Source organism: Streptosporangium sp. NBC_01469 (genome assembly GCF_036227305.1).
Classification (GTDB): Bacteria; Actinomycetota; Actinomycetes; order Streptosporangiales; family Streptosporangiaceae; genus Streptosporangium.
The window spans coordinates 9,632,910-9,659,300 of the sequence record NZ_CP109465.1 but is presented as its reverse complement, the minus strand read 5'-3'; the positions used below and the strand labels follow the sequence as shown (position 1 = coordinate 9,659,300).

Below are 26,391 nucleotides of genomic sequence, written 5' to 3'. Positions count from 1 at the left end.
CACCAAATTACCACGGCAAGGATGGCGGAAGACTGTTGGATCGTGGTGACTAACCGCTCACAGCCGATCAAGTTCCGCCGTGATGTTGGCTCTCGCCGTCCCCTCCAGGTCGGCGACATGGAAGATCACCGGAAGGTCGAGCAGCGAGCGCAGCACGGCGGCCCTCCCGGCCCTGAACGCGTCGTCGGGGACGAAGCCGTACTCCTCGCGCACGGCCGCCGCGTAGGCGGCGTAGACCTCGGGGGACGCGCCCAGGATCGCCAGGTCCGCGTCGGACAGCACGGCCCCGTCCGCGTCGCCGGGCGCGGGGTCGTGCGTGACGGTCAGCCTGACCAGCCGGGCGACCGTCGCCACGGCCTCCGCGGGCAACCCCAGCTCCGGCAGCGCGCGCTCGGCCAGCCCCGCGCTCCGCTCCTCGTTGTCGCCGCGCCGCGGGTCGTAGACGGCGTCGTGGAACCAGGCCGCCAGCCGTACGAGGTCCGGACGCCCGGCGTGATCGGCCAGGGCGTCGATGTGGGTGAGCACGGCCTCCAGGTGGGCGGTCGTGTGATACCTGCGGTGCGGTTCGTCGTACCGGGTGATCAGTTCGCGGCCGAGGGGGTCGGCCCCGGGGCCGGCCAGGGATCGCCAGCGGGCCATCAGCTTCTCGCTCATGTGACGGAGCCTAGAACCCGGCCGGCGCCGCGCCGGAGGGGGCGGGAGGGAAAACGATCACGCGTCCCCCTGCCGGGGCGCAGAATCGATCACACGCCCGTCGCCGGACAGGGAGTCGACCGTGCGTCCGCCCGCCGGGGCGCGGAACGTCAAGGCCGGGGCAGTGTCGGGGCAGTGCCGGGGAAACGCCGGGAAACACGCTCCGCCGGAGCCGGACGGATCGTCGTCCGGGCCTTGTGCGACGGGCGTTCCGGGAGGAATGTGAAGGTCTGGGCGGGTGAGATCGAGTCCCGTACGGACCCGGAGGAACCCTGAAGAACCTCGGCGAAGGGGTGGTCGGCATGGGCAGGCGAGCACGCAAGGCCAGGGCCCGCAAGAAGCGCAGGGCCAACCACGGACGGCGGCCCGCGGCCGGCTAGCGGCCCGGTCTCCCCGCGGAGGTCGCGTGCGGGCGCCCGGAGAGCGGACGGTCAGGCGCGGCGGCCCCAGGAGGCCAGCAGCCGGGTCTGCGCGTCGGTGTCGGGGGGCGTCTCCCGGTACCCCCCGACGGTCGCGGCCTGCCGGTAGCCGGGCTCCGCGTCGCTGAACCAGGCGGCGCAGGCCTCGACCAGCTCGGGATCGAGCCGCTCGTCGGCGCCGATGGCACGGGCCAGGTCCCAGGTGTGGATGAGCGCGTCGGCGAACAGCTCGGTGACGTACTCCCGGCCGGGCACGTCGCCGAACGGCAGGTGGACGAGGCGGCCGAGGGCATCGAGGGCATGGACACCCGTCGCCGCCTGGATGGCGGGCACGGCCGAGGTGTCGAACGCCTTGATGGGGTCGTCGCCCAGCAGGTCCCCCTCGAAGGCGTCGCCGACGTCCGCGGAGGTCCCGCCGGCCAGCAGCACGGGAGCCCACAGGTTCTCGCCGACCACGTGGTTGACGAGGGCGCGCACGTCCCAGTCGACGCACGGCGTCGGGTTCTCCCACTGCTCGGGGCCGATCCGGTGGACAAGAGCGCCGAAGTCGTCCAGTGCACGGTGGTAAGCCTCGGGTATGTCGATGGTCATCATGCCCCTCCCGATGCCCTCCCGGGTTTCCTCCCGGCTCTCATCTTGACCGTAACCCCTCGACAGCCAGTAGTCATCGCGTCAACGGACATGACCGGCATGCCGGAGGTGCCCCGGGGAATTCGTGCGGGGTACACCCGACCGTGGGGCTTCATCCCGCGGTCATCTCGACGTCAGGGGGAAGTCACGATATTTCGCGAAAATTCGCCTCATGCGCACCACGACTTTCACCCGGGCGGCCGCCGCGGCGGTCACCGGCCTGCTCCTTCTCCCCGTCTCCGTGGCCCCGGCCGCAGCCGAATCCGGCAACGGGGGCCTCAAGCTGACCTTCCTCGGCCGCTACACCACCGGTACCGTCGCCGCCGGCGCCTCGGAGATCACCGCGTACGACGCCTCGACCCGCCGGGTCTTCGTGGTGAACGCGCAGGCCGGCACCGTCGACGTGCTCGACATCCGCGACCCGCGCAAGCCGCGCAAGGTCGCCACCCTGGCCACCCCCGGCGCCAACAGCGTCGCGGTGCGCCGCGGCCTGGTCGCCGTGGCCCAGCAGGCCGCGGTCAAGACCGACCGGGGCACCGTCGCCTTCTTCGACGCCCGGAGCGGGAAGAAGCTCAGGCAGGTGACCGTGGGCGCGCTGCCCGACATGGTGACCTTCACCCCGGACGGGAAGCGGGTGGTCGTGGCCAACGAGGGCGAGCCGTCCTCCTACTGCGAGGGAGAGGTGGCCGACCCCGAGGGTTCGGTGAGCGTCGTCGACCTGAACCGCTGGACGGTGCGGACCGCGGGGTTCGCCAGGTTCGACGCCGAGCGGCTGCGGGCCAGGGGAGTGCGGATCACCGGCCCCGGGGCCACCGCCGCCCGGGACCTGGAGCCGGAGTACGTCACCGTCGAGGGCGACACCGCCTACGTGACCCTCCAGGAGAACAACGCGCTCGCGATCGTCGACCTGGACCGGGCTGCGGTCCGCGACGTCGTCCCGCTGGGGCTGAAGGACTGGTCGAAGACCGGGTTCGACGCCTCGGACAAGGACGGGAAGATCGACATCAGGCCCCGGCCGGTGAAGGGCATGTACCAGCCCGACGCGATCGCGCACTTCCGCGACCACGGGCGGACCTACCTGGTCACCGCCAACGAGGGCGACGGGCGCGAGTGGGGCTGCCACGCCGACGAGGTCAGGGTCAAGTCGGCGAACATCGCGCTGCCCGACGCCGAGAACCTCAAGAAGGACACCGAGCTCGGCCGGCTGAACGTGGCCGCCGACTCTCCGAAGGACGCGAGTGGCGCCTACACCGAGCTGCACGCGTTCGGCGCCCGCTCGATCTCGATCAGGTCCACCTCGGGAGCGCTCGTCTGGGACTCCGGAGACCAGTTGGAGCGGCTCGTCGCCAAGGAACTGCCCGACGCCTTCAACGCCGACAACGAGGAGGACGACTCCTTCGACAGCCGTAGCGACAACAAGGGCCCCGAGCCCGAGGGGGTCACGGTCGGCGAGGTGCGCGGCCGGACCTACGCCTTCGCCGGGCTGGAGCGGGTCGGCGGGATCGTCGCCTACGACCTCGCGAACCCGCGGGCGCCGCGCCTGGCCGGATACGTCAACACCCGTGACTTCACCGGCTCGATCGAGGACGGCACGGCCGGGGACGTCGGTCCCGAGGGCGTGCTGTTCGTCCCCGCGGGGGACAGCCCCACCCACCGCCCGCTCCTGGTGGTCGGCAACGAGGTCAGCGGCACCACCGCCGTCTACGAGATCCGCTGAGGACTCGCCGGACCCCGCTCCGGCACCGTGAGGCCCCACGCCGCGATCCTCGCGGCGTGGGGCCTCGTCATGTCGTCGTCACGGGCTCCGGCGGCGCGGGAGGCGGCACCGGAGCCCGTACGGGTGACCGGGCGGGGCCGCGAGGCTAGGGCAGCCTCTGCTCGACCCAGACGATCTTGCCCTTCGGGGTGAGGCGGGATCCCCAGCGGTGGGCGAGCCAGTTGATGAGGTGCAGGCCGCGGCCGGTGTCGCTGGTGCTGGACGCCTCCCGCATGACCGGCTCGGAGGCGGAGCTGTCGGACACCTCGCAGACCAGCGTGGGCCCGCGCAGCAGCCGCAGCTCGACCTCGCCCTGACCGTGCTCGACCGCGTTGGCGACCAGCTCGCTGACCATGAGCTCGGTGTTGTCGCAGAGCGAGGCCAGCTCCCAGTCGTCGAGCGTGGCCCGGACGAAACGGCGGGCCTGGGAGGCCGAACGGCGGTCGGAGGGCAGCGACGTCTCGACGAACTCGTTCTCCGTCAGCTCGGACACCCTGGCCAGCAGCAGGGCGATGTCGTCACGCTCGTGCCCCGGCCGCTGGGCCCTGATCGTGAGGTCGCAGACCTCCTCCAGATCGTGGTCGGGGCCGGCCAGCAGGCCGCGCAGTGCGTTGATGCCCTCCTCGATGTCCCGGTTGCGGCTCTCCACCAGGCCGTCGGTGTAGAAGGCGAGCACGGTCCCGCCGGGAAGGGTGAACTCCCGCATCTCGGCCGGCTCGTTGCCGATGCCCAAAGGGAGCCCCGGCGGCAGCTCCAGCAGCTCGGTCTCGCCGTTGGGCCGCACCAGGATCGGCGGCACGTGCCCCGCGCAGGCCATCTCGCACCGCCGCGTGACGGGGTCGTAGGTGGCGTACACACAGGTGGCGATCTGGCTGGCGTCCAGGTCCTGGCTCATCAGGTTGAGCCGGAACAGCACGTCGGCCGGGCTCAGGTCCAGGCTGGCCAGCGTGCGCGCGGCCGTGCGGAGCTGGCCCATGGTGGCGGCCGCCCTGATGCCGTGCCCCATCACGTCGCCGACGACGAGGGCGACCCGGCAGCCGGGCAGCGGGATCACGTCGTACCAGTCGCCGCCCACCCCGACCAGGTCGCTGGCCGGCAGGTAGCGGGAGGCGATCGTCAGCCCCAGCGGCTGGGAGAGGTCGACGGGCAGCAGGCTGCTCTGCAGGGTCAGCGCGGTGCGGCGCTCGCGGTTGTAGAGCCGCGCGTTGTCGAGGCAGACCCCGGTCCTGGCCGCGAGCTCCTCGGCCAGGTTGACGTCCTGCTCGTCGAAGGGCTGGCTGGTCGGCCTGCGGGTGAAGATGACGAAGCCCAGCACCCGGCCGCGCGCCTTCAGCGGCACCACCAGGAAGGAGCTGTCCTCCAGCACCTTCGACACCGAGTCGCGCTTCCAGAACCGCCCGATCTCCTCGGCGGTCCTGCGCCCCAGCCGGGGGTAGAGGATCGGGTTGCCGGTGGCCATGCACCGGGCGTAGGGGGTCCAGGCCTCGTAGACGGCCACCTCGTCCACGGGGAACGCCTTGGCGTACTCGCCGGGGGAGGGGTCGGCCACGCCGACCGCGATCCGCCGCACCAGCGCCGAGCCGTCGGTGGTCTCCTGGGGGAACTCCCCCTCGGTCACCAGCCGGTCCTGTACGAGGATGCCCGCCGCGTCCGCGAAGCGCGGCACGGCGACGTCCATCAGCTCCCTGCCGGTCTCGAACATGTCCAGCGTGCTGCCGATGCGCTTGCTGGCGGCGTTGAGCAGGGACAGCTGCTCGTGCATGGATGCGGGACTGCCCATCCTGAACCCTGGCGTCGCTGGATCCTTGGTGACAAAACGGGACTTCACTCGCTCCACCGGGGTGCGGGAACCGGCGTCCACCAGGTTTCCAGTTCGAGGTCTTCTGCGATGGCGTTGGCGCCGTTGTATCCGGGGGCCGCGGAGACCGAGCCGCCCGGGTGACTGCTGGCGCCGCAGAGGTAGAGGCCGTCGACGGGGGTACGGTACTGGCCCATCTCGGGGACCGGCCGGTTGCCGCCCAGCTGGGACGGCTCGTAGGCCCCCACGTGGTGACTGCCGCGCACCATGTTGACGCAGTGCCGCTCGATGTCGAGCGGTGAGAAGACCCGTTTGCCCAGGACGGCGCCTCCCGCGAGGTTGGGGGCGTACTCGGCCCACTCGGCGAGCAGCCGCTCCCCGACCTCCTCGCGCCGCAGGTCCCAGTTGGCCGGGTCGCCGCCGAGGTCGTACGGGGCCCACGGCCACCAGAACGCCACGTGCTTGCCGTCCGGCGCGTACGAGGGGTCGAACAGCGAGGGGCACGCGCCGTTGCCGGCCAGCCGGTCGGGCAGCTGTCCCCGGTGGATCTGGTCGAAGGTGCGGCCGAGCTGCTCGCTGTCGTCGGCGCCGAGCACCACGAGGAAAGCCCGGTCCACGTCGGGCTCGAACTCGGCGGCCCGGTAGCGCGGCGCCTCGTCGAGCGCCAGGTGGAGGGTGACGAGACTGTGCCCGGCCCACTTGTAGTCCTCGACCTTGGCCGCGATCTCCGCGCCGAAGTTCTCCGGGCCCGCCAGGCGTACGGTCTGCGGGGCGTCCACCGCGCTGGCCACGAACCGGCGGGCGGTGAGCACGTCGCCGCCGGCGAGCCGCACCCCGGTGGCCCGCCCGTCGTCGACCAGGATCCGCTCGACGTGGGCGCCGGTCACCACGGTGCCGCCGTGCTCCTCGATGACGGCGCGCAGCGCGCTCGCGACGTTGCCCGCGCCGCCCACGGGCACCCCGAGCCTGGCGATGCGCGACAGCAGCCGGGGGAAGAAGCCGCCGGTGCCGGGGACGTTCTCGATGGAGATCGCGTGCAGGAAGGACTTGAACAGCACCCTGACCTGGTCGCTCTCGAAGTTCCTGTCGACGGCCTCGTAGAGCGAGAGCGGCATGTAGCTCATCATGTCGCGGCCGAGGTCGCCCTTGATCCGCTCGGCGAGCACCGGCGGCGGCAGCGGCCTGGAGTACAGGAAGCCGTTCATCAGACCCCTGGCCGCCTCGGCGTAGCGCTCGTACAGCTCCAGCCAGCGCGCGGCGTCGGCCTTGGAGAACCGGGCGAAGGACTCGGCGGTGCGCTTGGGATCGGTGTAGACCGTGATCGCCCGGCCGTCCCTGAAGACCGTGGCGTGCTGGGTCTCGGGGTAGACGTAGCGCAGGCCGTACCGCTGGAGCTCCAGGTCGGCGGGGACCGGGCCCTCCTCCAGGAAGTGGTAGCTGCTGTGGGTGTTGTGCCGGAACCCGGGGAGCGTGAGTTCCTGGGTGCTGCAACCACCGCCCGCGACATCGTTGCGCTCGACGACCGCGACCGACAACCCCGCCTTCGCGAGGTAAGCGGCACACGTGAGGCCGTTATGGCCCCCGCCCACGATGACGCCGTCGAACTCCGACACTTTCCCTCCAGGGGGCACTCTGACTGCTGGTATGGAGGATTGTAAAGAATGATCTATATGCGAACCTCGTGTTTAACAGAGATTCCCCGATATTTCCAGACGGAGTAGGACTTGGTATCACTTAGAGGGCGAAGCATTCGTGCCGGCCGCTCTGGGAGCCGGCCGCCCGCCTTTACGTCAGCAGGACGAGATCCGGGTCCAGGGCCCCGGCGCCGGGCCCCGGGAGATCCACGTCGTCAAGGCCGACGCCGACACCGTCGGCACGTTCATCACGGGTGACGACTGATCCGCGGGCGCCCCATGCCTGCGGGTCAGTCGTCACCGGATGCCTCTGACGACAGGGGGAGGTCCCTTCCGCCGGAGGGCGTCGTTCATGGGGCCGGGTCTCCCAGGGAACCCGGTGAACCCCCGTCGGACTCCTAAGCCTTCGGCTGGGTGAAGCGGATGTGGTTGCCGAAGGGGTCGCGGAGGCCGCAGTCGATGCCGTACGGGCGGTCGGTGGGTTCCTCGGTGAACTCGACGCCCAGGCCCAGCAGCGTTTCGTACGTCTTGTGGCAGTCGTCCGTGGTGAAGATGAGCTGACCACCCGTCGCGCCCTTGGTCACCAGCTCGCGGACCTGCCGAGCCGTCTCCTCGGACATCGTCGGACCGCCCGGCTTCTCCAGCAGGACCTGACGCTCGGGGTGGCCGGGGACGCTGACGGTGAGCCAGCGCATGACGCCCAGGTCGATGTCGGCGCCGACCTCCAGGCCGAGCTTGCCGACGTAGAAGTCCAGGGCCTCGTCCTGGTCGAGAACATAGATCTGTGAGTGCGTGATGGCGTTGAACATGCGAATGACGCTACCGGGAGGATCGGCCGAAAACTTATCCAAAACTGACCAATCGGGGACAGTACGGACAGTACGAACGGTCAGTCGCTCGGTCGCGTCCACGCCATCGTGAAGCACGTCGGCACGCTCATGGCCGTCGCCTCCCTGCGGTACGTCCTCGGCGACCGGCCGACGATGTCGCGGAACGTGCGGCTGAAGGTTCCCGGACTGCCGAAGCCGACCCGGAAGCAGATGTCCGTCACGCTGTGGCCGGTCTCCCGCAGCAGGAACATCGCGCGCTCGACCCGGCGGCGCTGTAGATAGCGGTGCGGCGTCTCGCCGAACGTGGCCCGGAAGGTGCGGGTGAAGTGCGCCTCCGACACATGGGCGATCCGGGCCAGGGCCGGGACGTCCAGCGGCTGCGCGTAGGCGCGGTCCATCGCGTCCCGCGCCCGAAGCATGCGGCGGTTGCTCTCCTCCACGGCGCGGCTCACAGCGCCATCACACCACGGTTCTCCGCCGCTCGTGAGCGCTCCGCCCCTCCACGACGGTTCCCGTGACCGTGGCCGACGGGGTGGGCCTCGAAGAGCCGACGTCCCGCGGGGGAACACGCCTTCGCGCGGGTGGCGCCCGTCCGCCGACACGCGAGCCGGGACCGGGACGAAGTCGTCCCCGCGGCGCCACGCGAGGTGCTGGCGGCGGCGCGAGGAAAAGAAAAAAAGAAAGTTAGTGGCACGCGGATGGCATGGAAGCCCGATACGAGCGTGGGAAATCCAAAAGGCCAGGTCAACCATATGCTGGTTGACCTGGCCTTTTGCCATTCTGAGCGGACGACGGGAATCGAACCCGCGTAGCCAGTTTGGAAGACTGGGGCTCTACCATTGAGCTACGTCCGCACGAGCCGGCGTCAGTCTGGTCTAGACTTCATCCGTTCGTCAGGGCGTAAGCGTACCGGAGTTCCGGAGCGTGCGCGCACTCGACTTACCGGGGTGTGGCGCAGTTTGGTAGCGCACCTGCTTTGGGAGCAGGGGGCCGCAGGTTCAAATCCTGTCACCCCGACGTGTGCCGGGCATCGGTTCCGACCGGTGCCCGGTTTTTTGGTCGCGGCGGGCGGGGCTCCGCGCCGCGCGGGGCGCGCGAGACACACGAGGCCTTCGGTGCCCTTGGCGCGGGATGTGGGCCGAGAGGCCCGTACGGGAACGGTCCCGCTGTGGCGTGATCGTCAGTGGCGGGGACTGAAGAAGGCCCAGACGGCCTTGCCGCCGCAGTTGAGGTGATCCCAGCCCCAGCCCTGGCTGTAGGTCTCCACGATGTAGAGGCCCCGGCCGTTCTCCGAGACGAAGTCGGGCTCCTTGGGGGTCGGAATCTCGTCGCTCGGGTCAGTCACGGCCAGGAGCACGTGCGGGGAGAGGTGCACCAGGACGAGCGTGATCGGGGTGATCTCCATCTGGCTGGGCGGACACAGCGCGTAACGGACCGCGTTGGTGACGAGTTCCGAAACCACTAGCGCTGCGTCATCGCTGAGCTCCGCCAGTCCCCAGTCGTGGAGCGTCGAGCGGGTCACGTCCCGGGCGGTCTTCACCGAGTCGGCCTGGCTGGGCAGGGGGCACGCCGTGGCACCGGAGTGGTTGGCCTCCAGCAGCTCGTCAAAGCTCACCTGGCGGGTCGCCTGCAGGTAGTCGGCAGCCGATTTTGGCTCCTCCACCATCCTGCCGGTACCTCCCGCTGTCATCGTGAGTCTCCGTACCACTTGAGAGTTTTCAGAGCTTGTGCACCATAAGCCCAATATGCACTAAGCCATCATGGGTCACCGGAACGTCTGCTGCAAGACCCAAATGCACGTGCAGTTGCAATGTGCAGCCGCATGGGCGGTTAGGACGGCGACTTGGCGAATTGGGCAGGGAGTTGAGACCTTGTCATAGCGGCCGGAAGTAGTGACACTGTGTGCGCTGGCCCAAGTACAGAGGGAGGCGAAGTGACGCAGGTTCAACCGGGATCGGGTCCCACAGCTCTGCGTATCCTCTTAGGCTCCCAACTGCGTCGCCTGCGCGAGGCCAAGGGGCTCACGCGCGAGGAGGCGGGCCACCTGATCCGCGGATCCGAATCCAAGATCAGCAGGATGGAGCTCGGCCGGGTGGGCCTGAGGGAACGCGACGTGGCGGACCTGCTCACCTTCTACGGGGTGGAGGACGAGCGCGCCCGGTCGGCGGTGATGGATCTGCTGCTCAGGGCCAACGAGCCCGGCTGGTGGCACCGGTTCAACGACCTGCTGCCCTCGTGGTTCCAGACGTACGTGGGCCTCGAGGAGGCGGCCTCCCGGATCCGCACCTACGAGGTGCAGTTCGTGCCCGGCCTGCTGCAGACGAAGGAGTACGCCAGGGCGGTCATCACCGCGGGGAGCGCCGGCGTCTCGCCCGAGGAGATCGCCCGCCGCGTCGATCTGCGGATGCAGCGCCAGCAGGTGCTCGGCCGGCCGGACGGCCCGTTCTTCTGGGCCGTCATCGACGAGGCCGCGCTGCGGCGTCCCATCGGCGGCGCGGACGTCATGCGCGCCCAGCTGGAGCACCTGCTCGACCTCATGCGGCAGCCGAACATCACGATCCAGGTCATGCCCTTCAGCTTCGGCGGCCACAGCGCGGAGGGCGGGGCCTTCAGCGTGCTCCGCTTCAACGACAACGAGCTCCCCGACGTCGTCTACGTGGAACAACTGGCCAGCGCCCTCTACCTGGACAAGCGCGAGGACGTCGACCGCTACAGCGAGGTCATGGAGCGGTTGTGCGCGGTCAGCACCACGCCCGGGGAGACGAACGACATTCTGCGGCGGATCATCAAGGAGGACTGAGCGGCCATTGGTCGCTCCATGGTGCCGCTCTGCCCTAGACTGGCCAGCGGCGCTGAACACCCGCCGCTGTGGAGCATGCCCTAATCTCGCGTGTCTCGACGGCTGTGCCAGGTGCCGCTCATGTGGGCGCGGCGCGCGAGCTTGCCGCGGTAGCCGTTACGACCTGACGCGCCCGCGATCACTCAAAGCTTGATCAAGGAGACGACCCCGTGAAGACCGCTGTGGAGGAGCTCAGCCCGACCCGGGTAAGGCTTACCGTCGAGGTGCCGTTCGAGGAGCTCGGCGAGAGCCTGCAGGCGGCGTACAAGAAGGTCGCGCAGCAGGTGCGCGTGCCCGGATTCCGCCCCGGCAAGGTTCCGGCCCGCATCATCGAGCAGCGGTTCGGCCGCGCGGTGGTGCTGGAGGAGACCCTCAACGACGCGGTGCCCAAGCTGTACGGCCGGGCCGTCGACGAGAGCGATATCTTCCCGGTCAGCCAGCCGGAGATCGAGGTCACCAAGATCGAGGACGGCCAGCAGGTCGAGTTCACCGCCGAGGTGGACGTCCGCCCCGGCTTCGACGTCCCCGACTACCAGGGCATCGAGGTGACCGTCCCGGTCTCCGAGGTCTCCGACAAGGACATCGACGAGCAGCTGGACGGCCTGCGCCAGCGTTTCGCCACGCTGACCGGCGTCGAGCGTCCCGCGGCCTCCGGCGACTTCGTCGTCATGGACCTGGCCGCCGCGATCGACGGCGCCAACATCGAGGAGCAGCAGGCCAACGACGTCTCCTACGAGGTCGGCGCCGGCTCGGTGCTGCAGGGGCTGGACGACGCCCTGGCCGGCCTGTCCGCGGGTGAGACCAAGGAGTTCACCACCAACCTGGTCGGCGGCGAGAACGCCGGCGAGGAGGCCGTGGTCACCATCACCGTCAAGAGCGTCAAGGAGAAGGTCCTCCCCGAGCTCGACGACGAGTTCGCCCAGCTCGCCAGCGAGTTCGACACCCTCGACGAGCTCAAGGCGAGCATCAGCGAGACGGCCCGCCGCAACAAGCTGATCGACCAGGTCGTCCAGGCCCGCGAGAACGCCCTCGACGCCCTGCTCGGCAAGATCGACATTCCGCTGCCCGAGAGCGCGCTCAAGGTCGAGGTCGACAACCGCAAGCACAACCTCGAGCACCAGATCGCCGACAGTGGCCTGAGCAAGGAGGCGTACTTCCGCCTCTACCAGACCACCGAGGAGGAGCGCCTCGCGGAGTTCGACGAGAGCGCCGCCAAGGCCCTCAAGACGGGCTTCGTCCTTGACAAGATCGTCAAGAGCGAGGACCTCGGCGTCAGCGAGCAGGAGCTGACCAACTTCGTGGTGCGCCGCGCCATGCAGATGAACGTCGCGCCCAACACGCTGGCCCAGCACCTCGCCGACAACGACCAGCTCACGCTGGCCATGGTCGAGATCGTCCGCGACAAGGCCAAGACCGTCGTCGGCGACGCCGCCAAGGTGGTCGACGAGGCCGGCAACGAGGTCGACCTCAAGGCCATCTACACCGAGATCAACGGCGAGGAGGTCTCCGAGGAGGCCGCCGAAGCCGTCGAGGCCGACAAGGCCGACGAGGTCGAGGTCGCCAAGTAGTCCCGGCCGAGCGGGAGACGCCGGGTTCGCCCGGCACCCCCGCCGCCCGACGCCCCCGCCGCGTTCCTCGCGACGGGGGCGTCTTCGTCTTCCGGGTGGTGGTGAGCGTGCCGCAGAGCGGCGCCTGAAGGCCTCCGGAATCCCTCCGGCCCTCCGTCCTCCCGGGGGACCTCGCGGGTTCCTGGGCCCTCTGAGAGCCGCCGGCACCTCCGGTGATCCCACCTGCGCGGTACGTGTCCCTCTTCGGGGCCCGCCTCACCCCCCGCGAGCCGCGACACGCCGTACGGGCTCCGGCTTCGGAGCCTTCGCCGGGGTGCGCGGCGGGGGGTTCCGGACGTGGTGGGGAGACGGCGGGCAGCATGCGCCGTCAGCGAACAGTGCGTTGAGGCGGCATGTCCGGTAGGTGGCGCGCGTTAAGGTCACAAGCAAAGCCAATCGATTACGACGCATCGGAAGGTGACGCTGTGACCAGCCCGCCGACCTTCTACCAGCCGACCGGCTCCGGGCCCGAGTCGATGAGCCAGCCGAACGGCTCGTTCAGGCTCGAAGACCAGCTCTACCAGCGGCTGCTGCGTGAGCGCATCATCGTGCTGGGCACCCAGGTCAACGACGAGATCGCCAACCGGATCTGCGCCGAGCTGCTTCTGCTCGCCGCGGACGACTCAGAGCGCGATATCTGGCTCTACATCAACTCGCCAGGCGGTTCCGTAACCGCTGGTATGGCGATTTACGACATGATGGAATACGTGCCTAACGATGTGTGCACGGTCGCGATGGGTCTGGCCGCCTCCATGGGCCAGTTCCTCCTCTGCGCCGGCGAGCGGGGCAAGCGATACGCCCTGCCGCACGCCCGCATCATGATGCACCAGCCTTCCGGTGGCATCGGCGGCACCGCCGCCGACATCGCCATCCAGGCGGAGCAGATGCTCTACGTCAAGAAGACCCTCGCTGAGCGCATCGCGTTCCACACCGGTCAGAACCTCGAGCAGATCGAGGCCGACTCCGACCGCGACCGCTGGTTCACGGCCGAGGAGGCCAAGGACTACGGCTTCATCGACCAGGTCGTGCGCAGCGCTCGACAGGTGCCCTCCTCGGGCGCCGTCTCCTGAAGGGGCACAAGGTGAGTGAGTTGATCCGGCCGGGAGACATCAACGGCCGCTACGTTCTTCCGTCCTTCACCGAACGCACGTCCTACGGCATGCGGGAGATGAACCCGTACGCCAAGCTCTTCGAGGACCGCATCATCTTCCTCGGCGTGCAGGTGGACGACGCGTCGGCCAACGACGTCATGGCGCAGTTGCTGACCCTGGAGTCGCTCGACCCCGACCGTGACATCAGCATCTACATCAACTCGCCGGGCGGTTCGTTCACCGCCATGACGGCGATCTACGACACGATGCAGTTCGTCCGGCCGGAGATCCAGACGGTCTGCCTGGGCCAGGCGGCCTCGGCGGCGGCGGTCCTGCTGGCCGGCGGCACGCCGGGCAAGCGCTTCGCCCTGCCGAACGCCCGGATGCTGATCCACCAGCCCTCCACCGAGGGTGGCGGCCAGGGAAGCGACATCGAGATCCAGGCGCGTGAGATCCTCAGGATGCGCGCGCAAATGGAGACGATCATCGCTCAGCACTCGGGCAGGGCACCGGAGGCGGTCCGCAAGGACATCGAGCGGGACAAGATCCTCGACGCCGTCGAGGCCAAGGAGTACGGGCTGATCGACGACATCATCCCGTCCCGCAAGAAACTCGCGAAGGCCGTAGCCTCCTAACGAGGCATATCGCACCGGAACCGTGCCGAATCAGGCACGTTCCGGTGCGACTCGCCGCTAGGGGGCTCACTGAGGGCTCAGAAGACGGTAACGTCGAAACCTAAGCGGGATGACTTTTCGATCGGGTATCGGGCCGGTCGGAAGAAACGGACCGCGGTAGCCAGGGCGGTCCCACGCAAAGGAGTATCTGGGGTGGCACGCATCGGCGACGGGGGAGACCTGCTGAAGTGTTCTTTCTGTGGAAAGAGCCAGAAGCAAGTCAAGAAGCTCATCGCCGGACCCGGCGTATACATCTGCGACGAGTGCATCGACCTCTGCAACGAGATCATCGAGGAGGAGCTCAGCGAGTCCTCTGAGCTCAAGTGGGACAGCCTTCCCAAGCCGAGGGAGATCTACGAATTCCTCGACGCCTACGTCATCGGTCAGGACCAGGCGAAGAAGGCTCTCTCCGTAGCGGTCTACAACCACTACAAGCGGGTGCAGTCCGGCGAGCGCGGGCGTGACGACGGCATCGAGCTGTCCAAGTCCAACATCCTGCTCCTGGGCCCCACCGGTTCCGGCAAGACACTGCTCGCCCAGACGTTGGCGAAGATGCTGAACGTTCCGTTCGCCATCGCCGACGCCACCGCCCTGACGGAGGCGGGCTACGTGGGCGAGGACGTCGAGAACATACTGCTCAAGCTGATCCAGGCCGCCGACTACGACGTCAAGAAGGCCGAGACCGGCATCATCTACATCGACGAGGTCGACAAGATCGCCCGCAAGAGCGAGAATCCGTCGATCACCAGGGACGTCTCCGGCGAGGGCGTGCAACAGGCCCTGCTGAAGATCCTGGAGGGCACGACCGCGAGCGTGCCGCCGCAGGGTGGCCGCAAGCACCCGCATCAGGAGTTCATCCAGATCGACACCACCAACGTGCTGTTCATCTGCGGTGGGGCCTTCGCCGGTCTCGAAAAGATCATCGAGTCCCGGGTCGGCCGCAAGGGCATCGGTTTCAACGCGATCATCCGCTCCAAGGAAGACATCGACGGCGCCGACATCTTCGAGAACGTCATGCCCGAGGACCTGCTGAAGTTCGGCATGATCCCCGAGTTCGTCGGCCGGCTCCCGGTGATCACGAGCGTTCACAACCTCGACCGCGAGGCGCTCATCCAGATCCTCACCGAGCCGCGCAACGCCCTCGTCAAGCAGTACCGCCGCCTGTTCGAGCTGGACAACGTCGAGCTCGAGTTCACCGACGACGCGCTGGAGGCCATCGCCGACCAGGCGATCCTGCGCGGCACCGGCGCCCGCGGCCTGCGGGCGATCCTGGAGGAGGTCCTCCTCTCGGTGATGTACGAGGTGCCGTCGCGGCAGGACGTGGCACGTGTGGTCATCACCCGCGAGTCGGTCCTGGAGCACGTCAATCCCACGCTCGTCCCGCGTGACCAGCTCAACAAGCAGCAGCGGCCGCCGCGCGAGAAGTCGGCCTAGAATCCCGCGCGAACCGCTTCTGGTTCGCACGACCGGCGCCCCCCACGGGTTCTCCCGCGGGGGGCGCCGCCGTTTCCGGCTGTCCGGTTCCTGTCAATGGCTACTGGTGGTCCGCCGATGCCCCGCCGGTCCTCGTCCGTATCCGCCGCTCTCCGCCCCATGTTCGTCGGCGTTCGCCGCCGATCGCCGGTTTCCGCCGGGGGAGGGGATCGTCTCGCCCGACGGAAGAAGTCACGGGAGAAGTGATCCATAGGACGGTCCGTGGGACAGGGAACACGCGGACATCCCTAGACTTGGGCATCGTGACGACGCCAGAGCTGCCTACCCAGTACGCACCCGCCGACGTGGAGACCCGGAGCTACGAGCGCTGGGTATCGGAGGGGCACTTCACCGCCGACCCGAGCAGTGAGCGCGAGCCGTACAGCATCGTCCTGCCCCCGCCGAACGTGACCGGTGTCCTGCACATCGGCCACGCCCTCGACCACTCCATCCAGGACGCGCTGACCCGTCGCGCCCGCATGCGCGGCCAGGAGACGCTCTGGCTGCCCGGCATGGACCACGCCGGCATCGCCACCCAGAACGTCGTCGAGCGCGAGATCGCCAAGGACGGCCTGTCCCGGCACGACCTCGGTCGCGAGGCGTTCGTCGAGCGCGTCTGGCAGTGGAAGGAGGAGTCCGGGGGCCGGATCCTCGGCCAGATGAAGAAGCTCGGCGACGGTGTCGACTGGTCGCGCGAGCGCTTCACCATGGACCCCGGCCTTTCTCGGGCCGTTCAGACGATCTTCAAGAAGCTCTTCGACGACGGGCTCATCTACCGCGCCGAGCGCATCATCAACTGGTGCCCGCGCTGCCTGACCGCGCTGTCGGACATCGAGGTCGAGCACAGCGAGGACGAGGGCGAGCTCGTCTCGATCCGCTACGGCGACGGTGACGACTCCATCGTGGTCGCCACCACCCGGGCGGAGACGATGCTCGGCGACACCGCCGTGGCCGTGCACCCCTCCGACGAGCGCTACGCGCACCTGATCGGCCGCGAGGTGGAGCTGCCGCTCACCGGGCGCCGCATCCCGATCGTCGCCGACGAGCACGTCGACCCCGCCTTCGGCACCGGAGCGGTCAAGGTCACCCCGGCGCACGACCCGAACGACTTCGAGATCGGCCGGCGCCACTCGCTGCCGTCCTTGACCATCATGGACGAGCGGGGGGTGGTCACCGCACACGGCCCGTTCCAGGGTCTCGACCGCTTCGAGGCCAGGCCCGCTGTGGTGGCCGCGCTCCGTGCGGAGGGCCGGATCGTCACGGAGAAGCGCCCCTACCTCCACTCGGTCGGGCACTGCTCGCGCTGCAAGACCGTGGTCGAGCCCCGGCTCTCGCTCCAGTGGTTCGTCAACGTCTCGCCGCTGGCGAAGGCGGCCGGCGACGCGGTCCGCGACGGCCGGACGAAGATCCACCCGCCGGAGCTGGCCAAGCGCTACTTCGACTGGGTCGACGACATGCACGACTGGTGTATCTCCCGGCAGCTGTGGTGGGGACATCGCATCCCGGTCTGGTACGGCCCGGATGGAGAGGTGGTCTGCGTCGGCCCCGACGAGCAGGCGCCCGCGGGCTACGTCCAGGACCCCGACGTCCTCGACACCTGGTTCTCCTCGGGGCTCTGGCCGTTCTCCACCCTCGGCTGGCCGGACAAGACGCCGGAGCTGGCGAAGTTCTACCCGACCTCCGTCCTGGTGACCGGCTACGACATCCTGTTCTTCTGGGTCGCCCGGATGATGATGTTCGGCATCTACGCCATGGACGGCGAGCCGCCGTTCCGGACCGTGGCGTTGCACGGCATGGTCCGCGACCAGTACGGCAAGAAGATGTCGAAGTCGTTCGGCAACGTCGTCGATCCGCTCGACTGGGTCGAGCGCTTCGGCGCCGACGCCACCCGCTTCACGCTGCTGCGCGGCGCCAACCCCGGCTCCGACGTGGCGATCAGCGAGGAATGGGCCGGGGGCTCGCGCAACTTCTGCAACAAGATTTGGAACGCCACCCGCTTCGCGCTGATGAACGGCGCCGTGACAGGTGAACTCCCGACCGAGGAGCTGACCGCCGCCGACCGCTGGATCCTCTCCCGGCTTCAGGAGATCACCGCGTCGGTGGACACCGCGTTCGAGAACTTCGAGTTCGCCAAGATCTCAGACCTGCTGTACCACTTCGCCTGGGACGAGGTCTGCGACTGGTACGTGGAACTCGCCAAGATCCAGATCGCTTCCGGCCAGGAGCACACCCGGCTCGTGCTGGGCCACGTCTTCGACTCGCTGCTCCGCCTGCTCCACCCCCTGGTGCCGTTCGTCACCGAGGAACTGTGGCGTGCGGTCACCGGGCGGGAGTCGATCGTGGTCGCATCCTGGCCGACGGTCCAGGAGTCGCTGCGCGACCCCTCGGCGGAGGAGGAGATCCTCGCCATGCAGGGATTGATCACCGAGGTGCGCAGGTTCCGTTCCGACCAGGGGCTCAAGCCGGGCCAGCGGGTCGCCGCGCGGCTCTCTCTCACCGGTACGGCACTCGCCCCTCACGAAGGGGCGATCCGGTCGCTGCTCCGGCTCGACCAGCCGTCCGAGTCGTTCGCCGCGACCGCCAGCCTTGACGTGGCCGGGATCGCCGTGGAGATCGACACGGCGGGAACGATCGACGTGGCCGCCGAGCGCAAGCGTCTGGAGAAGGACCTCGCGGTGGCGCGCAAGGAGGCGGCCCAGGTCGCCGCGAAGCTCGGCAACGAGCAGTTCATGGCCAAGGCGCCCGACGACGTGGTGACCAAGGTGCGCTCCCGTGCCGCACAGGCCGATCAGGACATCGAGCGGTTGCTCGCCCAGCTGACGTCGCTGCTGGCCGGCTGATCGTCCGGAGGCGTGAGTTTCGCGGCAGGGGCTCGCCCTGACGATCGGGGACTCGATCCGACGACCAGAGATTTGGCCTGACAAGCGGGGACTTGGCCTGACAACCGGGAGGAAGACCGTTCCGGCCAGGCGGTCGCCTTGACGAAAACCCGGGGTCTCTTGACCCCGGGTTCTCGTGTTTGAGGGCTGGCGCCTCAGGGAAGACCTAGTTCTTACCGGGAAGTTGGTCATCGCAGCCCTAGGGGGCTGCTAGAGTTCTTCATGCAGGGCAACGTCCTGCAGAACCCTTCTGAAAATCCCGGCAAATCGGGCGTGTCCGTACGATTGGACAGCGACCGGATGTTGGAGTAAGTTAGAGGGGTTGCCCTGGAAACGGGGTGGTCGAAATCCTAGCGGGTTCGGCGGGTTCGAGTCGAGGGTCGGAAAATCCGACAGTTTGACACGAAACCGGCACTCCCGATAAGATAGTAATACGAAATGGAACGCCCCGGAGTTCTGGTCGGCCGGTTGGTCGGGTCAGGGTGATGGTGTACGCGTCCGTTTCTTGAGAACTCAACAGTGTGTTAAAAGCCAGTGCATGAAGCACAACCCCGTCCTACCACTCTTTTCGGGTGGGGGATGGATTCCTTTGGTTGATTACATCCACCATGTGTGGTGGGTGCTTTCAGCTGGGTAAGGACTGTTCAGACATTGTTTGGAGAGTTTGATCCTGGCTCAGGACGAACGCTGGCGGCGTGCTTAACACATGCAAGTCGAGCGGAAAGGCCCTTCGGGGTACTCGAGCGGCGAACGGGTGAGTAACACGTGAGTAACCTGCCCCTGACTCTGGGATAAGCCCGGGAAACTGGGTCTAATACCGGATATGACACATGACGGCATCGTTGGTGTGTGGAAAGTTTTTCGGTTGGGGATGGACTCGCGGCCTATCAGCTTGTTGGTGGGGTAATGGCCTACCAAGGCGACGACGGGTAGCCGGCCTGAGAGGGCGACCGGCCACACTGGGACTGAGACACGGCCCAGACTCCTACGGGAGGCAGCAGTGGGGAATATTGCGCAATGGGCGAAAGCCTGACGCAGCGACGCCGCGTGGGGGATGACGGCCTTCGGGTTGTAAACCTCTTTCAGCAGGGACGAAGTTGACGTGTACCTGCAGAAGAAGCGCCGGCTAACTACGTGCCAGCAGCCGCGGTAATACGTAGGGCGCAAGCGTTGTCCGGAATTATTGGGCGTAAAGAGCTCGTAGGTGGCTTGTCACGTCGGGTGTGAAAGCTTGGGGCTTAACTCCAGGTCTGCATTCGATACGGGCTGGCTAGAGGTAGGTAGGGGAGAACGGAATTCCTGGTGTAGCGGTGAAATGCGCAGATATCAGGAGGAACACCGGTGGCGAAGGCGGTTCTCTGGGCCTTACCTGACGCTGAGGAGCGAAAGCGTGGGGAGCGAACAGGATTAGATACCCTGGTAGTCCACGCTGTAAACGTTGGGCGCTAGGTGTGGGGACCTTCCACGGTTTCCGCGCCGTAGCTAACGCATTAAGCGCCCCGCCTGGGGAGTACGGCCGCAAGGCTAAAACTCAAAGGAATTGACGGGGGCCCGCACAAGCGGCGGAGCATGTTGCTTAATTCGACGCAACGCGAAGAACCTTACCAAGGCTTGACATCGCCCGGAAACACTCAGAGATGGGTGCCTCTTCGGACTGGGTGACAGGTGGTGCATGGCTGTCGTCAGCTCGTGTCGTGAGATGTTGGGTTAAGTCCCGCAACGAGCGCAACCCTTGTTCAATGTTGCCAGCACGCTCCTTCGGGGGTGGTGGGGACTCATTGGAGACTGCCGGGGTCAACTCGGAGGAAGGTGGGGATGACGTCAAGTCATCATGCCCCTTATGTCTTGGGCTGCAAACATGCTACAATGGCCGGTACAGAGGGTTGCGATACCGCAAGGTGGAGCGAATCCCTAAAAGCCGGTCTCAGTTCGGATTGGGGTCTGCAACTCGACCCCATGAAGTCGGAGTCGCTAGTAATCGCAGATCAGCAACGCTGCGGTGAATACGTTCCCGGGCCTTGTACACACCGCCCGTCACGTCACGAAAGTCGGCAACACCCGAAGCCCGTGGCCCAACCAGCTTGTCTGGGGGGAGCGGTCGAAGGTGGGGCTGGCGATTGGGACGAAGTCGTAACAAGGTAGCCGTACCGGAAGGTGCGGCTGGATCACCTCCTTTCTAAGGAGCACCGGCTCACTTCCGTCCAGCTTGGCTGGGTGGGATGGGTCTATGTCGCGGTCAGGGGCGAATGTTCCCTGCGTGACACGCTCATTAGTGGAGCACTGGCTACTCGGATCGGCTTGGTCGCTGGCCGGCTAGTACCGCCCTCTTCGGAGGGAGTGGGAACGACGGTTTCAGGGGTTGGGCTGGTTCGAACACACTGTTGGGTCCTGAGGAAACGGACCATGTTCGGGGCTGCTGCCGGTTGGTGGTGGCCCTGGTGCCTGCCCCGGGTTCGGGGTGGGTGTCTGTTTTGCCTCGTGCGGGGCCGACCTCCTGTCAGACCAGTTCACAGCTGCGCATGTTTTGTGTGTGGTGGTGGGTGTTGGTGGCGGGGTGGGTTTGGTCGCTGTTTGTTGTTTGAGATTTGCATAGTGGACGCGAGCATCTTTGTGGCCAAGTTTTTTAGGGCACACGGTGGATGCCTTGGCATCAGGAGCCGATGAAGGACGTGGGAGGCTGCGTTAAGCCCCGGGGAGTCGCCAACCAGACTTTGATCCGGGGATGTCCGAATGGGGAAACCTAGCACCAGTCATGTGGTGTTGCCTCCGCCTGAATGTATAGGGCGGTTGGTGGTAACGCGGGGAAGTGAAACATCTCAGTACCCGTAGGAAGAGAAAACAAATAGTGATTCCGTGAGTAGTGGTGAGCGAAAGCGGATCAGGCTAAACCGTAGGCGTGTGATAGCCGGCAGGCGTTGCGTTTGCGGGGTTGTGGGACCCTCTGGGAGGAACTGCCGTTTCTCCAGACAGTTAGAAATCCTTCCGATAGTCGAAGCTTCTGGGAAGTTGCGCCGTAGACCGTGAGAGTCGGGTAGGCGAAATTGGTTGGACTGTTTGAGGGGATCCCAAGTAGCACGGGGCCCGAGAAATCCTGTGTGAATCTGCCAGGACCACCTGGTAAGCCTAAATACTCCCTGATGACCGATAGTGAACAAGTACCGTGAGGGAAAGGTGAAAAGCGCCCCGGTGAGGGGTCGTGAAATAGTACCTGAAACCGTGTGCCTACAAGCCGTAGGAGCGTAAACGAGGTTCGCCTTGTTTGTGATGTGACTGCGTGCCTTTTGAAGAATGAGCCTGCGAGTTATGGTGTGTGGCGAGGTTAACCCGTGTGGGGGAGCCGTAGCGAAAGCGAGTCTGAATAGGGCGTTTGAGTCGCATGCTGTAGACCCGAAGCGGAGTGATCTAGGCATGGGCAGGTTGAAGCGCGGGTAAGACCGCGTGGAGGACCGAACCCACCAGGGTTGAAAACCTGGGGGATGACCTGTGTTTAGGGGTGAAAGGCCAATCAAACTCCGTGATAGCTGGTTCTCCCCGAAATGCATTTAGGTGCAGCGTTACGTGTTTCTTGCCGGAGGTAGAGCACTGGATGGCTAATGGGCCCGACAAGGTTACTGACGTCAGCCAAACTCCGAATGCCGGTAAGTGAGAGCGTAGCAGTGAGACTGCGGGGGATAAGCTCCGTAGTCGAGAGGGAAACAGCCCAGACCACCGACTAAGGCCCCTAAGCGTGTGCTAAGTGGGAAAGGATGTGGAGTCGCAGTGACAACCAGGAGGTTGGCTTAGAAGCAGCCACCCTTGAAAGAGTGCGTAATAGCTCACTGGTCAAGTGATTCTGCGCCGACAATGTAGCGGGGCTCAAGTACACCGCCGAAGTCGTGGCATTCACACATGTACCGAGCCTTTGTGGTTTAGGTGTGTGGATGGGTAGGGGAGCGTCGTGCGGCCGGGGAAGCAGCGGAGTGATCCAGCTGTGGAGGCTGTGCGAGTGAGAATGCAGGCATGAGTAGCGAATCAGAAGTGAGAAACTTCTGCGCCGGATGACCAAGGGTTCCTGGGGCAGGCTAATCCGCCCAGGGTAAGTCGGGACCTAAGGCGAGGCCGACAGGCGTAGTCGATGGACAACGGGTTGATATTCCCGTACCCGCTACGATGCGCCAATACTGAATCCAGTGATACTAAGGGTCCTTAAGTCCCTAACGCCCTTCGGGGTGTGGGTGAGACTGAACGCCTGGCCTGAACTGGTAGTAGGTAAGCGATGGGGTGACGCAGGAAGGTAGCCCAGCCCAGGCGATGGTAGTCCTGGGGTAAGCATGTAGGGAAAGAGGTAGGCAAATCCGCCTCTTATGTATCCTGAGATGTGATGCCGAGCCGATTGTGGCGAAGTGGGTGATCCTATGCTGCCGAGAAAAGCCTCTAGTGAGTGTCGTGGCGGCCCGTACCCTAAACCGACTCAGGTGGTCAGGTAGAGAATACTAAGGCGATCGGGTGAACTGTGGTTAAGGAACTCGGCAAATTGCCCCCGTAACTTCGGGAGAAGGGGGGCCTTCGCTGGTGATGAGCTTCGCGCTCTGAGCTGGTGGGGGTCGCAGAGGCCGGGGGAAGCGACTGTTTACTAAAAACACAGGTCCGTGCGAAGTCGTAAGACGATGTATACGGACTGACGCCTGCCCGGTGCTGGAACGTTAAGGGGACCGGTTAGTGCACTTTGGTGTGCGAAGCTGAGAACTTAAGCGCCAGTAAACGGCGGTGGTAACTATAACCATCCTAAGGTAGCGAAATTCCTTGTCGGGTAAGTTCCGACCTGCACGAATGGCGTAACGACTTCCCCGCTGTCTCAACCGCAGACCCGGCGAAATTGCACTACGAGTAAAGATGCTCGTTACGCGCAGCAGGACGGAAAGACCCCGGGACCTTCACTATAGCTTGACATTGGCGTTTGGAACGTCTTGTGTAGGATAGGTGGGAGACGGTGAAGCTATCACGCTAGTGGTGGTGGAGTCATTGGTGAAATACCACTCTGGTCGTTTTGAACGTCTAACTTCGGTCCGTGATCCGGATCAGGGACAGTGTCTGGTGGGTAGTTTAACTGGGGCGGTTGCCTCCTAAAGAGTAACGGAGGCGCCCAAAGGTTCCCTCAGCCTGGTTGGCAATCAGGTGTCGAGTGTAAGTGCACAAGGGAGCTTGACTGTGAGACCGACGGGTCGAGCAGGAGCGAAAGCTGGGACTAGTGATCCGGCGGTGGCATGTGGAAGCGCCGTCGCTCAACGGCTAAAAGGTACCCCGGGGATAACAGGCTGATCTTCCCCAAGAGTCCATATCGACGGGATGGTTTGGCACCTCGATGTCGGCTCGTCGCATCCTGGGGCTGGAGTAGGTCCCAAGGGTTGGGCTGTTCGCCCATTAAAGCGGTACGCGAGCTGGGTTTAGAACGTCGCGAGACAGTTCGGTCCCTATCCGCTGCGCGCGCAGGAGACTTGAAAGGAGCTGTCCCTAGTACGAGAGGACCGGGACGGACGAACCTCTGGTGTGCCAGTTGTTCCGCCAGGAGCACGGCTGGTTGGCTACGTTCGGAAGGGATAACCGCTGAAAGCATCTAAGCGGGAAGCTCGCCTTGAGATGAGGTCTCCCACCATGAGAGTGGGTAAGGCTCCCGGTAGACGACCGGGTTGATAGGCTGGAAGTGGAAGCGCAGTAATGTGTGGAGCTGACCAGTACTAATAGGCCGAGGACTTGACCACAAAGCAACGTGCTTGCATGTTTTGCTCGCGTCCACTACGCAATTCTGAGACAACAAACATTGGTTTGTGTGTTTCATAGGGTTACGGCGGTTATGGCGAAGGGGAAACACCCGGTTACATTCCGAACCCGGAAGTTAAGCTCTTCAGCGCCGATGGTACTGCACCGGGGACGGTGTGGGAGAGTAGGTCACCGCCGGACAATTGTTTCACGTAGGCCCCCACCTTTGGTGGGGGCTTTCGTGCTTTCCGGGCCCCCTGTTTCCCACGGCGTTCCAGACTCCCGGACTTCCAGAACCTCCGGACTCCAGGCTTTCCGGAGGCCTTTTCTGTGGTTATGGGACCTGTCTTCGATGAACTCCGCCCAGGTATGGCTGCCCTGCCTGGATTTTCCGGCCTGTGGAGTTTTATGTGTTACGGGGTCCGCGTTGCACCAGCCTTTACGGGCCTGTCCGGGACCCGCCCAGGACGTCAGTAGGCTGGAGACGTGGACTATCGAGCGGTTGAACAAGCGATCATGCAGCGTGGTGTCGAGTGGAACTTCGAGCCCAGCCTCGACAGAATCGCCGCGCTCGTGGATCTGCTCGGCTCTCCGCAGCACTCCTATCCCGTCGTGCACGTGGCCGGTACGAACGGCAAATCGAGCACGACCCGGATGATCGAAGCACTCCTGCGCGAGCGCAACCTGCGCGTCGGCCGGTTCACCAGCCCCCACCTCGTTTCCATGCGCGAGCGCATCAGTGTGGACGGCTCCCCGCTCAGCGAGGAGCGCTTCGTCGAGGTGTACGAGGACATCGCGCCGTACCTGGAGATGGTCGACGCCCAGGGGCGGCGGCTCTCCTTCTTCGAGACCCTCACCGCGATGGCGTTCGCCGCCTTCGCCGACGCTCCCGTGGACGTCGCGGTCATAGAGACGGGAATGGGTGGCGTCACCGACGCCACCAATGTCGCCGACGGTGCCGTGGCGGTCATCACGCCCATCTCCCTCGACCACGTCGACTATCTCGGGCCCGACGTCGAGACGATCGCCGGGGAGAAGGCCGGCATCATCAAGCCCGGGGCGACCGCGGTGCTCGCGCAGCAGGAGCTCCCCGCGGCCTCGGTGCTGATGAGGCAGGCGGCCGATGTCGGTGCCACCGTGGCACGCGAGGGGCTGGAGTTCGGCGTGTTGAGCAGGGAACTCGCCATCGGCGGGCAGTTGATCCGGCTCAAGGGGCTCAAGGGGACGTACGAGGACATCCTGCTTCCCCTGTACGGCGCCCACCAGGCGAGCAACGCGGCCTGTGCGCTGGCCGCGGTGGAGGCGCTGACCGGCGGGGATGAGCCTCTCGACGCGGAGTTGGTGCGGCAGGCGTTCCTGGAAGTGCGCTCGCCCGGCAGGCTCGAGGTGGTTCGCCGGGGGCCCACGGTGGTCGTCGACGCCGCGCACAACCCGGCGGGGATACAGGCCAGCCTGGACGCCGTGCAGGAGTCCTTCGACTTCGCGAAGCTCATCGGCGTGGTGGCGGTGTTCGAGGACAAGGATGTCCAGGGCATCCTGGAGCTGCTGGAACCGATGATGGACGAGATCGTGGTGACGAGGAACTCCTCACCGAGGTCCATGGACGTGGACGATCTCGCCGCGCTGGCCGAGGAGATCTTCGGGCTTGACCGGGTGCACCAGGTCGAGAGGCTGGACAGCGCGATCGATCGGGCGATCGGCATGGTCGACGCCCTGGGCGAGTTCAGCGGGGCCGGGGTGCTGATCACCGGGTCGGTGGTGACCGCCGGTGACGCGCGGCTCCTGCTCAGGGCGGACGAGGCGCAGTGAGCGGACAAGACGCGGTGAGCAGGCAGAACGTGTCGAGCGGACAAGACGTGGTAAGCAGGCAGGACGTGCCGAGCGGACAAGACGCGGTGAGTGGACAGGACGCAGTGAGCGGACAAGACGGAATGAGCCGGCCGGGCGCGGCGGGTAGGGCATGGCCGAGGCGACTCCGGAGGAGCGGAAAATGATCACGGTCACTCCGGGGATGAGACGTCTCTGCGCGAGCGTGCTCGGCATGGAGGCCATAGTCGTTGGTCTGTTCACGCCGGTGGCCATCAACACGCAGGGTGTCGAACCGGCCGTCGCGGCCACCGTCGGCCTCGGCCTGGCGCTTCTCTGCGTCGTGGTGATCGGCCTGCTCAAACGGCCTTTCGCCTACGTCGCGGGAAGCGTGATCCAGGTGCTCGCCATCGCCTCCGGACTCATGGTTCCGACCATGTTCTTCCTCGGTGCGCTCTTCGCCGCACTGTGGATCACAGCGATATTCGTCGCTCGCCGTGTCGAGGGCGTGACTTCTCGCTAAAGT

Annotated in this window: 17 protein-coding genes, 2 tRNA genes and 3 rRNA genes; 14 read left to right on the top strand and 8 right to left on the bottom strand. The window is 66.1% G+C overall.

The window, feature by feature from the left end:
- Window positions 1-57: 57 nt before the first annotated feature.
- Together OG587_RS42085 and OG587_RS42080 are read right to left on the bottom strand one after the other, a co-directional pair.
- A complete protein-coding gene (locus tag OG587_RS42085; protein WP_329084434.1) occupies window positions 58-654 on the bottom strand; it encodes an HD domain-containing protein in 597 nt (198 codons plus the stop codon).
- 470 nt (window positions 655-1,124) lie between these two features.
- Window positions 1,125-1,706 carry a TIGR03086 family metal-binding protein gene (locus OG587_RS42080; RefSeq protein WP_329084433.1) on the bottom strand — a complete coding sequence of 194 codons (582 nt, stop codon included), beginning with the start codon at window positions 1,704-1,706 and terminating at the stop codon, window positions 1,125-1,127.
- Between the two features lie 208 nt (window positions 1,707-1,914).
- On the opposite strand from OG587_RS42080, the gene OG587_RS42075 reads away from it, so the two are divergent.
- Window positions 1,915-3,459 (top strand): choice-of-anchor I family protein, encoded by a 1,545-nt coding sequence (locus OG587_RS42075; protein ID WP_329084432.1) that lies wholly within the window; start codon window positions 1,915-1,917, stop codon window positions 3,457-3,459.
- A gap of 145 nt (window positions 3,460-3,604) precedes the next feature.
- On the opposite strand, the gene OG587_RS42070 is transcribed toward OG587_RS42075, so the two are convergent.
- Both OG587_RS42070 and OG587_RS42065 read right to left on the bottom strand, forming a co-directional pair.
- Complete coding sequence (locus tag OG587_RS42070; protein WP_329084431.1) at window positions 3,605-5,278, bottom strand: ATP-binding SpoIIE family protein phosphatase; 1,674 nt, start codon at window positions 5,276-5,278, stop codon at window positions 3,605-3,607.
- Window positions 5,279-5,322: 44 nt separating this feature from the next.
- Window positions 5,323-6,909 (bottom strand): phytoene desaturase family protein, encoded by a 1,587-nt coding sequence (locus OG587_RS42065; protein ID WP_329084430.1) that lies wholly within the window; start codon window positions 6,907-6,909, stop codon window positions 5,323-5,325.
- Window positions 6,910-7,048: 139 nt separating this feature from the next.
- Between OG587_RS42065 and OG587_RS42060 the strand changes: the two genes are divergently transcribed.
- Window positions 7,049-7,195, top strand: coding sequence for a hypothetical protein (locus OG587_RS42060; RefSeq protein ID WP_329084429.1), 147 nt, complete (start codon window positions 7,049-7,051; stop codon window positions 7,193-7,195).
- 133 nt (window positions 7,196-7,328) lie between these two features.
- On the opposite strand, the gene OG587_RS42055 is transcribed toward OG587_RS42060, so the two are convergent.
- The 3 genes from OG587_RS42055 to OG587_RS42045 form a co-directional block, all read right to left on the bottom strand.
- Complete coding sequence (locus OG587_RS42055) at window positions 7,329-7,739, bottom strand: VOC family protein (RefSeq protein ID WP_329084427.1); 411 nt, start codon at window positions 7,737-7,739, stop codon at window positions 7,329-7,331.
- 80 nt (window positions 7,740-7,819) lie between these two features.
- Window positions 7,820-8,212 carry an AraC family transcriptional regulator gene (locus OG587_RS42050; RefSeq protein WP_329084426.1) on the bottom strand — a complete coding sequence of 131 codons (393 nt, stop codon included), beginning with the start codon at window positions 8,210-8,212 and terminating at the stop codon, window positions 7,820-7,822.
- Between the two features lie 331 nt (window positions 8,213-8,543).
- Window positions 8,544-8,614: transfer RNA gene (locus tag OG587_RS42045), tRNA-Gly, on the bottom strand.
- 89 nt (window positions 8,615-8,703) lie between these two features.
- Here OG587_RS42045 and OG587_RS42040 point away from each other — a divergent pair.
- Window positions 8,704-8,777: transfer RNA gene (locus OG587_RS42040), tRNA-Pro, on the top strand.
- A 163-nt stretch (window positions 8,778-8,940) separates the two neighbouring features.
- Here OG587_RS42040 and OG587_RS42035 read toward each other — a convergent pair.
- Window positions 8,941-9,450, bottom strand: a complete 510-nt coding sequence (locus OG587_RS42035) for an ATP-binding protein (protein WP_329084425.1) — start codon at window positions 9,448-9,450, stop codon at window positions 8,941-8,943.
- A 243-nt stretch (window positions 9,451-9,693) separates the two neighbouring features.
- On the opposite strand from OG587_RS42035, the gene OG587_RS42030 reads away from it, so the two are divergent.
- The 11 genes from OG587_RS42030 to OG587_RS41980 all read left to right on the top strand — a co-directional run bounded on the left by OG587_RS42030 (window position 9,694) and on the right by OG587_RS41980 (window position 26,388).
- Complete coding sequence (locus tag OG587_RS42030; RefSeq protein WP_329084424.1) at window positions 9,694-10,560, top strand: helix-turn-helix domain-containing protein; 867 nt, start codon at window positions 9,694-9,696, stop codon at window positions 10,558-10,560.
- A 209-nt stretch (window positions 10,561-10,769) separates the two neighbouring features.
- Window positions 10,770-12,167 (top strand): trigger factor, encoded by a 1,398-nt coding sequence (gene tig / locus OG587_RS42025; RefSeq protein ID WP_329084423.1) that lies wholly within the window; start codon window positions 10,770-10,772, stop codon window positions 12,165-12,167.
- A gap of 464 nt (window positions 12,168-12,631) precedes the next feature.
- A complete protein-coding gene (locus OG587_RS42020; protein ID WP_443075348.1) occupies window positions 12,632-13,276 on the top strand; it encodes a ClpP family protease in 645 nt (214 codons plus the stop codon).
- Window positions 13,277-13,287: 11 nt separating this feature from the next.
- Window positions 13,288-13,932 (top strand): ATP-dependent Clp protease proteolytic subunit, encoded by a 645-nt coding sequence (locus tag OG587_RS42015; protein WP_326642780.1) that lies wholly within the window; start codon window positions 13,288-13,290, stop codon window positions 13,930-13,932.
- A 192-nt stretch (window positions 13,933-14,124) separates the two neighbouring features.
- On the top strand, window positions 14,125-15,405 hold the full coding sequence (gene clpX / locus OG587_RS42010) for an ATP-dependent Clp protease ATP-binding subunit ClpX (RefSeq protein ID WP_329084422.1): 1,281 nt from the start codon (window positions 14,125-14,127) through the stop codon (window positions 15,403-15,405).
- Between the two features lie 293 nt (window positions 15,406-15,698).
- Window positions 15,699-18,284, top strand: coding sequence for a valine--tRNA ligase (locus tag OG587_RS42005; protein WP_443075347.1), 2,586 nt, complete (start codon window positions 15,699-15,701; stop codon window positions 18,282-18,284).
- 691 nt (window positions 18,285-18,975) lie between these two features.
- Window positions 18,976-20,499, top strand: a 16S ribosomal RNA gene (locus OG587_RS42000).
- A gap of 436 nt (window positions 20,500-20,935) precedes the next feature.
- Window positions 20,936-24,061, top strand: a 23S ribosomal RNA gene (locus tag OG587_RS41995).
- Window positions 24,062-24,143: 82 nt separating this feature from the next.
- Window positions 24,144-24,260, top strand: a 5S ribosomal RNA gene (gene rrf / locus OG587_RS41990).
- The 16S, 23S and 5S rRNA genes sit together here, the layout of an rRNA operon.
- A 315-nt stretch (window positions 24,261-24,575) precedes the next feature.
- Window positions 24,576-25,868 carry a bifunctional folylpolyglutamate synthase/dihydrofolate synthase gene (locus tag OG587_RS41985; RefSeq protein ID WP_329094172.1) on the top strand — a complete coding sequence of 431 codons (1,293 nt, stop codon included), beginning with the start codon at window positions 24,576-24,578 and terminating at the stop codon, window positions 25,866-25,868.
- 181 nt (window positions 25,869-26,049) lie between these two features.
- Complete coding sequence (locus OG587_RS41980) at window positions 26,050-26,388, top strand: DUF4233 domain-containing protein (protein WP_329084420.1); 339 nt, start codon at window positions 26,050-26,052, stop codon at window positions 26,386-26,388.
- Window positions 26,389-26,391: the final 3 nt, after the last annotated feature.

Excerpts from the sequence above, each read along its gene's own strand:
- OG587_RS42085 (WP_329084434.1), bottom strand. The coding sequence starts at position 654 with ATGAGCGAGAAGCTGATGGCCCGCTGGCGATCCCTGGCCGGCCCCGGG.
- OG587_RS42080 (WP_329084433.1), bottom strand. The coding sequence starts at position 1,706 with ATGATGACCATCGACATACCCGAGGCTTACCACCGTGCACTGGACGAC.
- OG587_RS42075 (WP_329084432.1), top strand. The coding sequence starts at position 1,915 with ATGCGCACCACGACTTTCACCCGGGCGGCCGCCGCGGCGGTCACCGGC.
- OG587_RS42070 (WP_329084431.1), bottom strand. The coding sequence starts at position 5,278 with ATGGGCAGTCCCGCATCCATGCACGAGCAGCTGTCCCTGCTCAACGCC.
- OG587_RS42055 (WP_329084427.1), bottom strand. The coding sequence starts at position 7,739 with ATGTTCAACGCCATCACGCACTCACAGATCTATGTTCTCGACCAGGAC.
- OG587_RS42035 (WP_329084425.1), bottom strand. The coding sequence starts at position 9,450 with ATGACAGCGGGAGGTACCGGCAGGATGGTGGAGGAGCCAAAATCGGCT.
- OG587_RS41985 (WP_329094172.1), top strand. The coding sequence starts at position 24,576 with ATGCAGCGTGGTGTCGAGTGGAACTTCGAGCCCAGCCTCGACAGAATC.
- OG587_RS41980 (WP_329084420.1), top strand. The coding sequence starts at position 26,050 with ATGATCACGGTCACTCCGGGGATGAGACGTCTCTGCGCGAGCGTGCTC.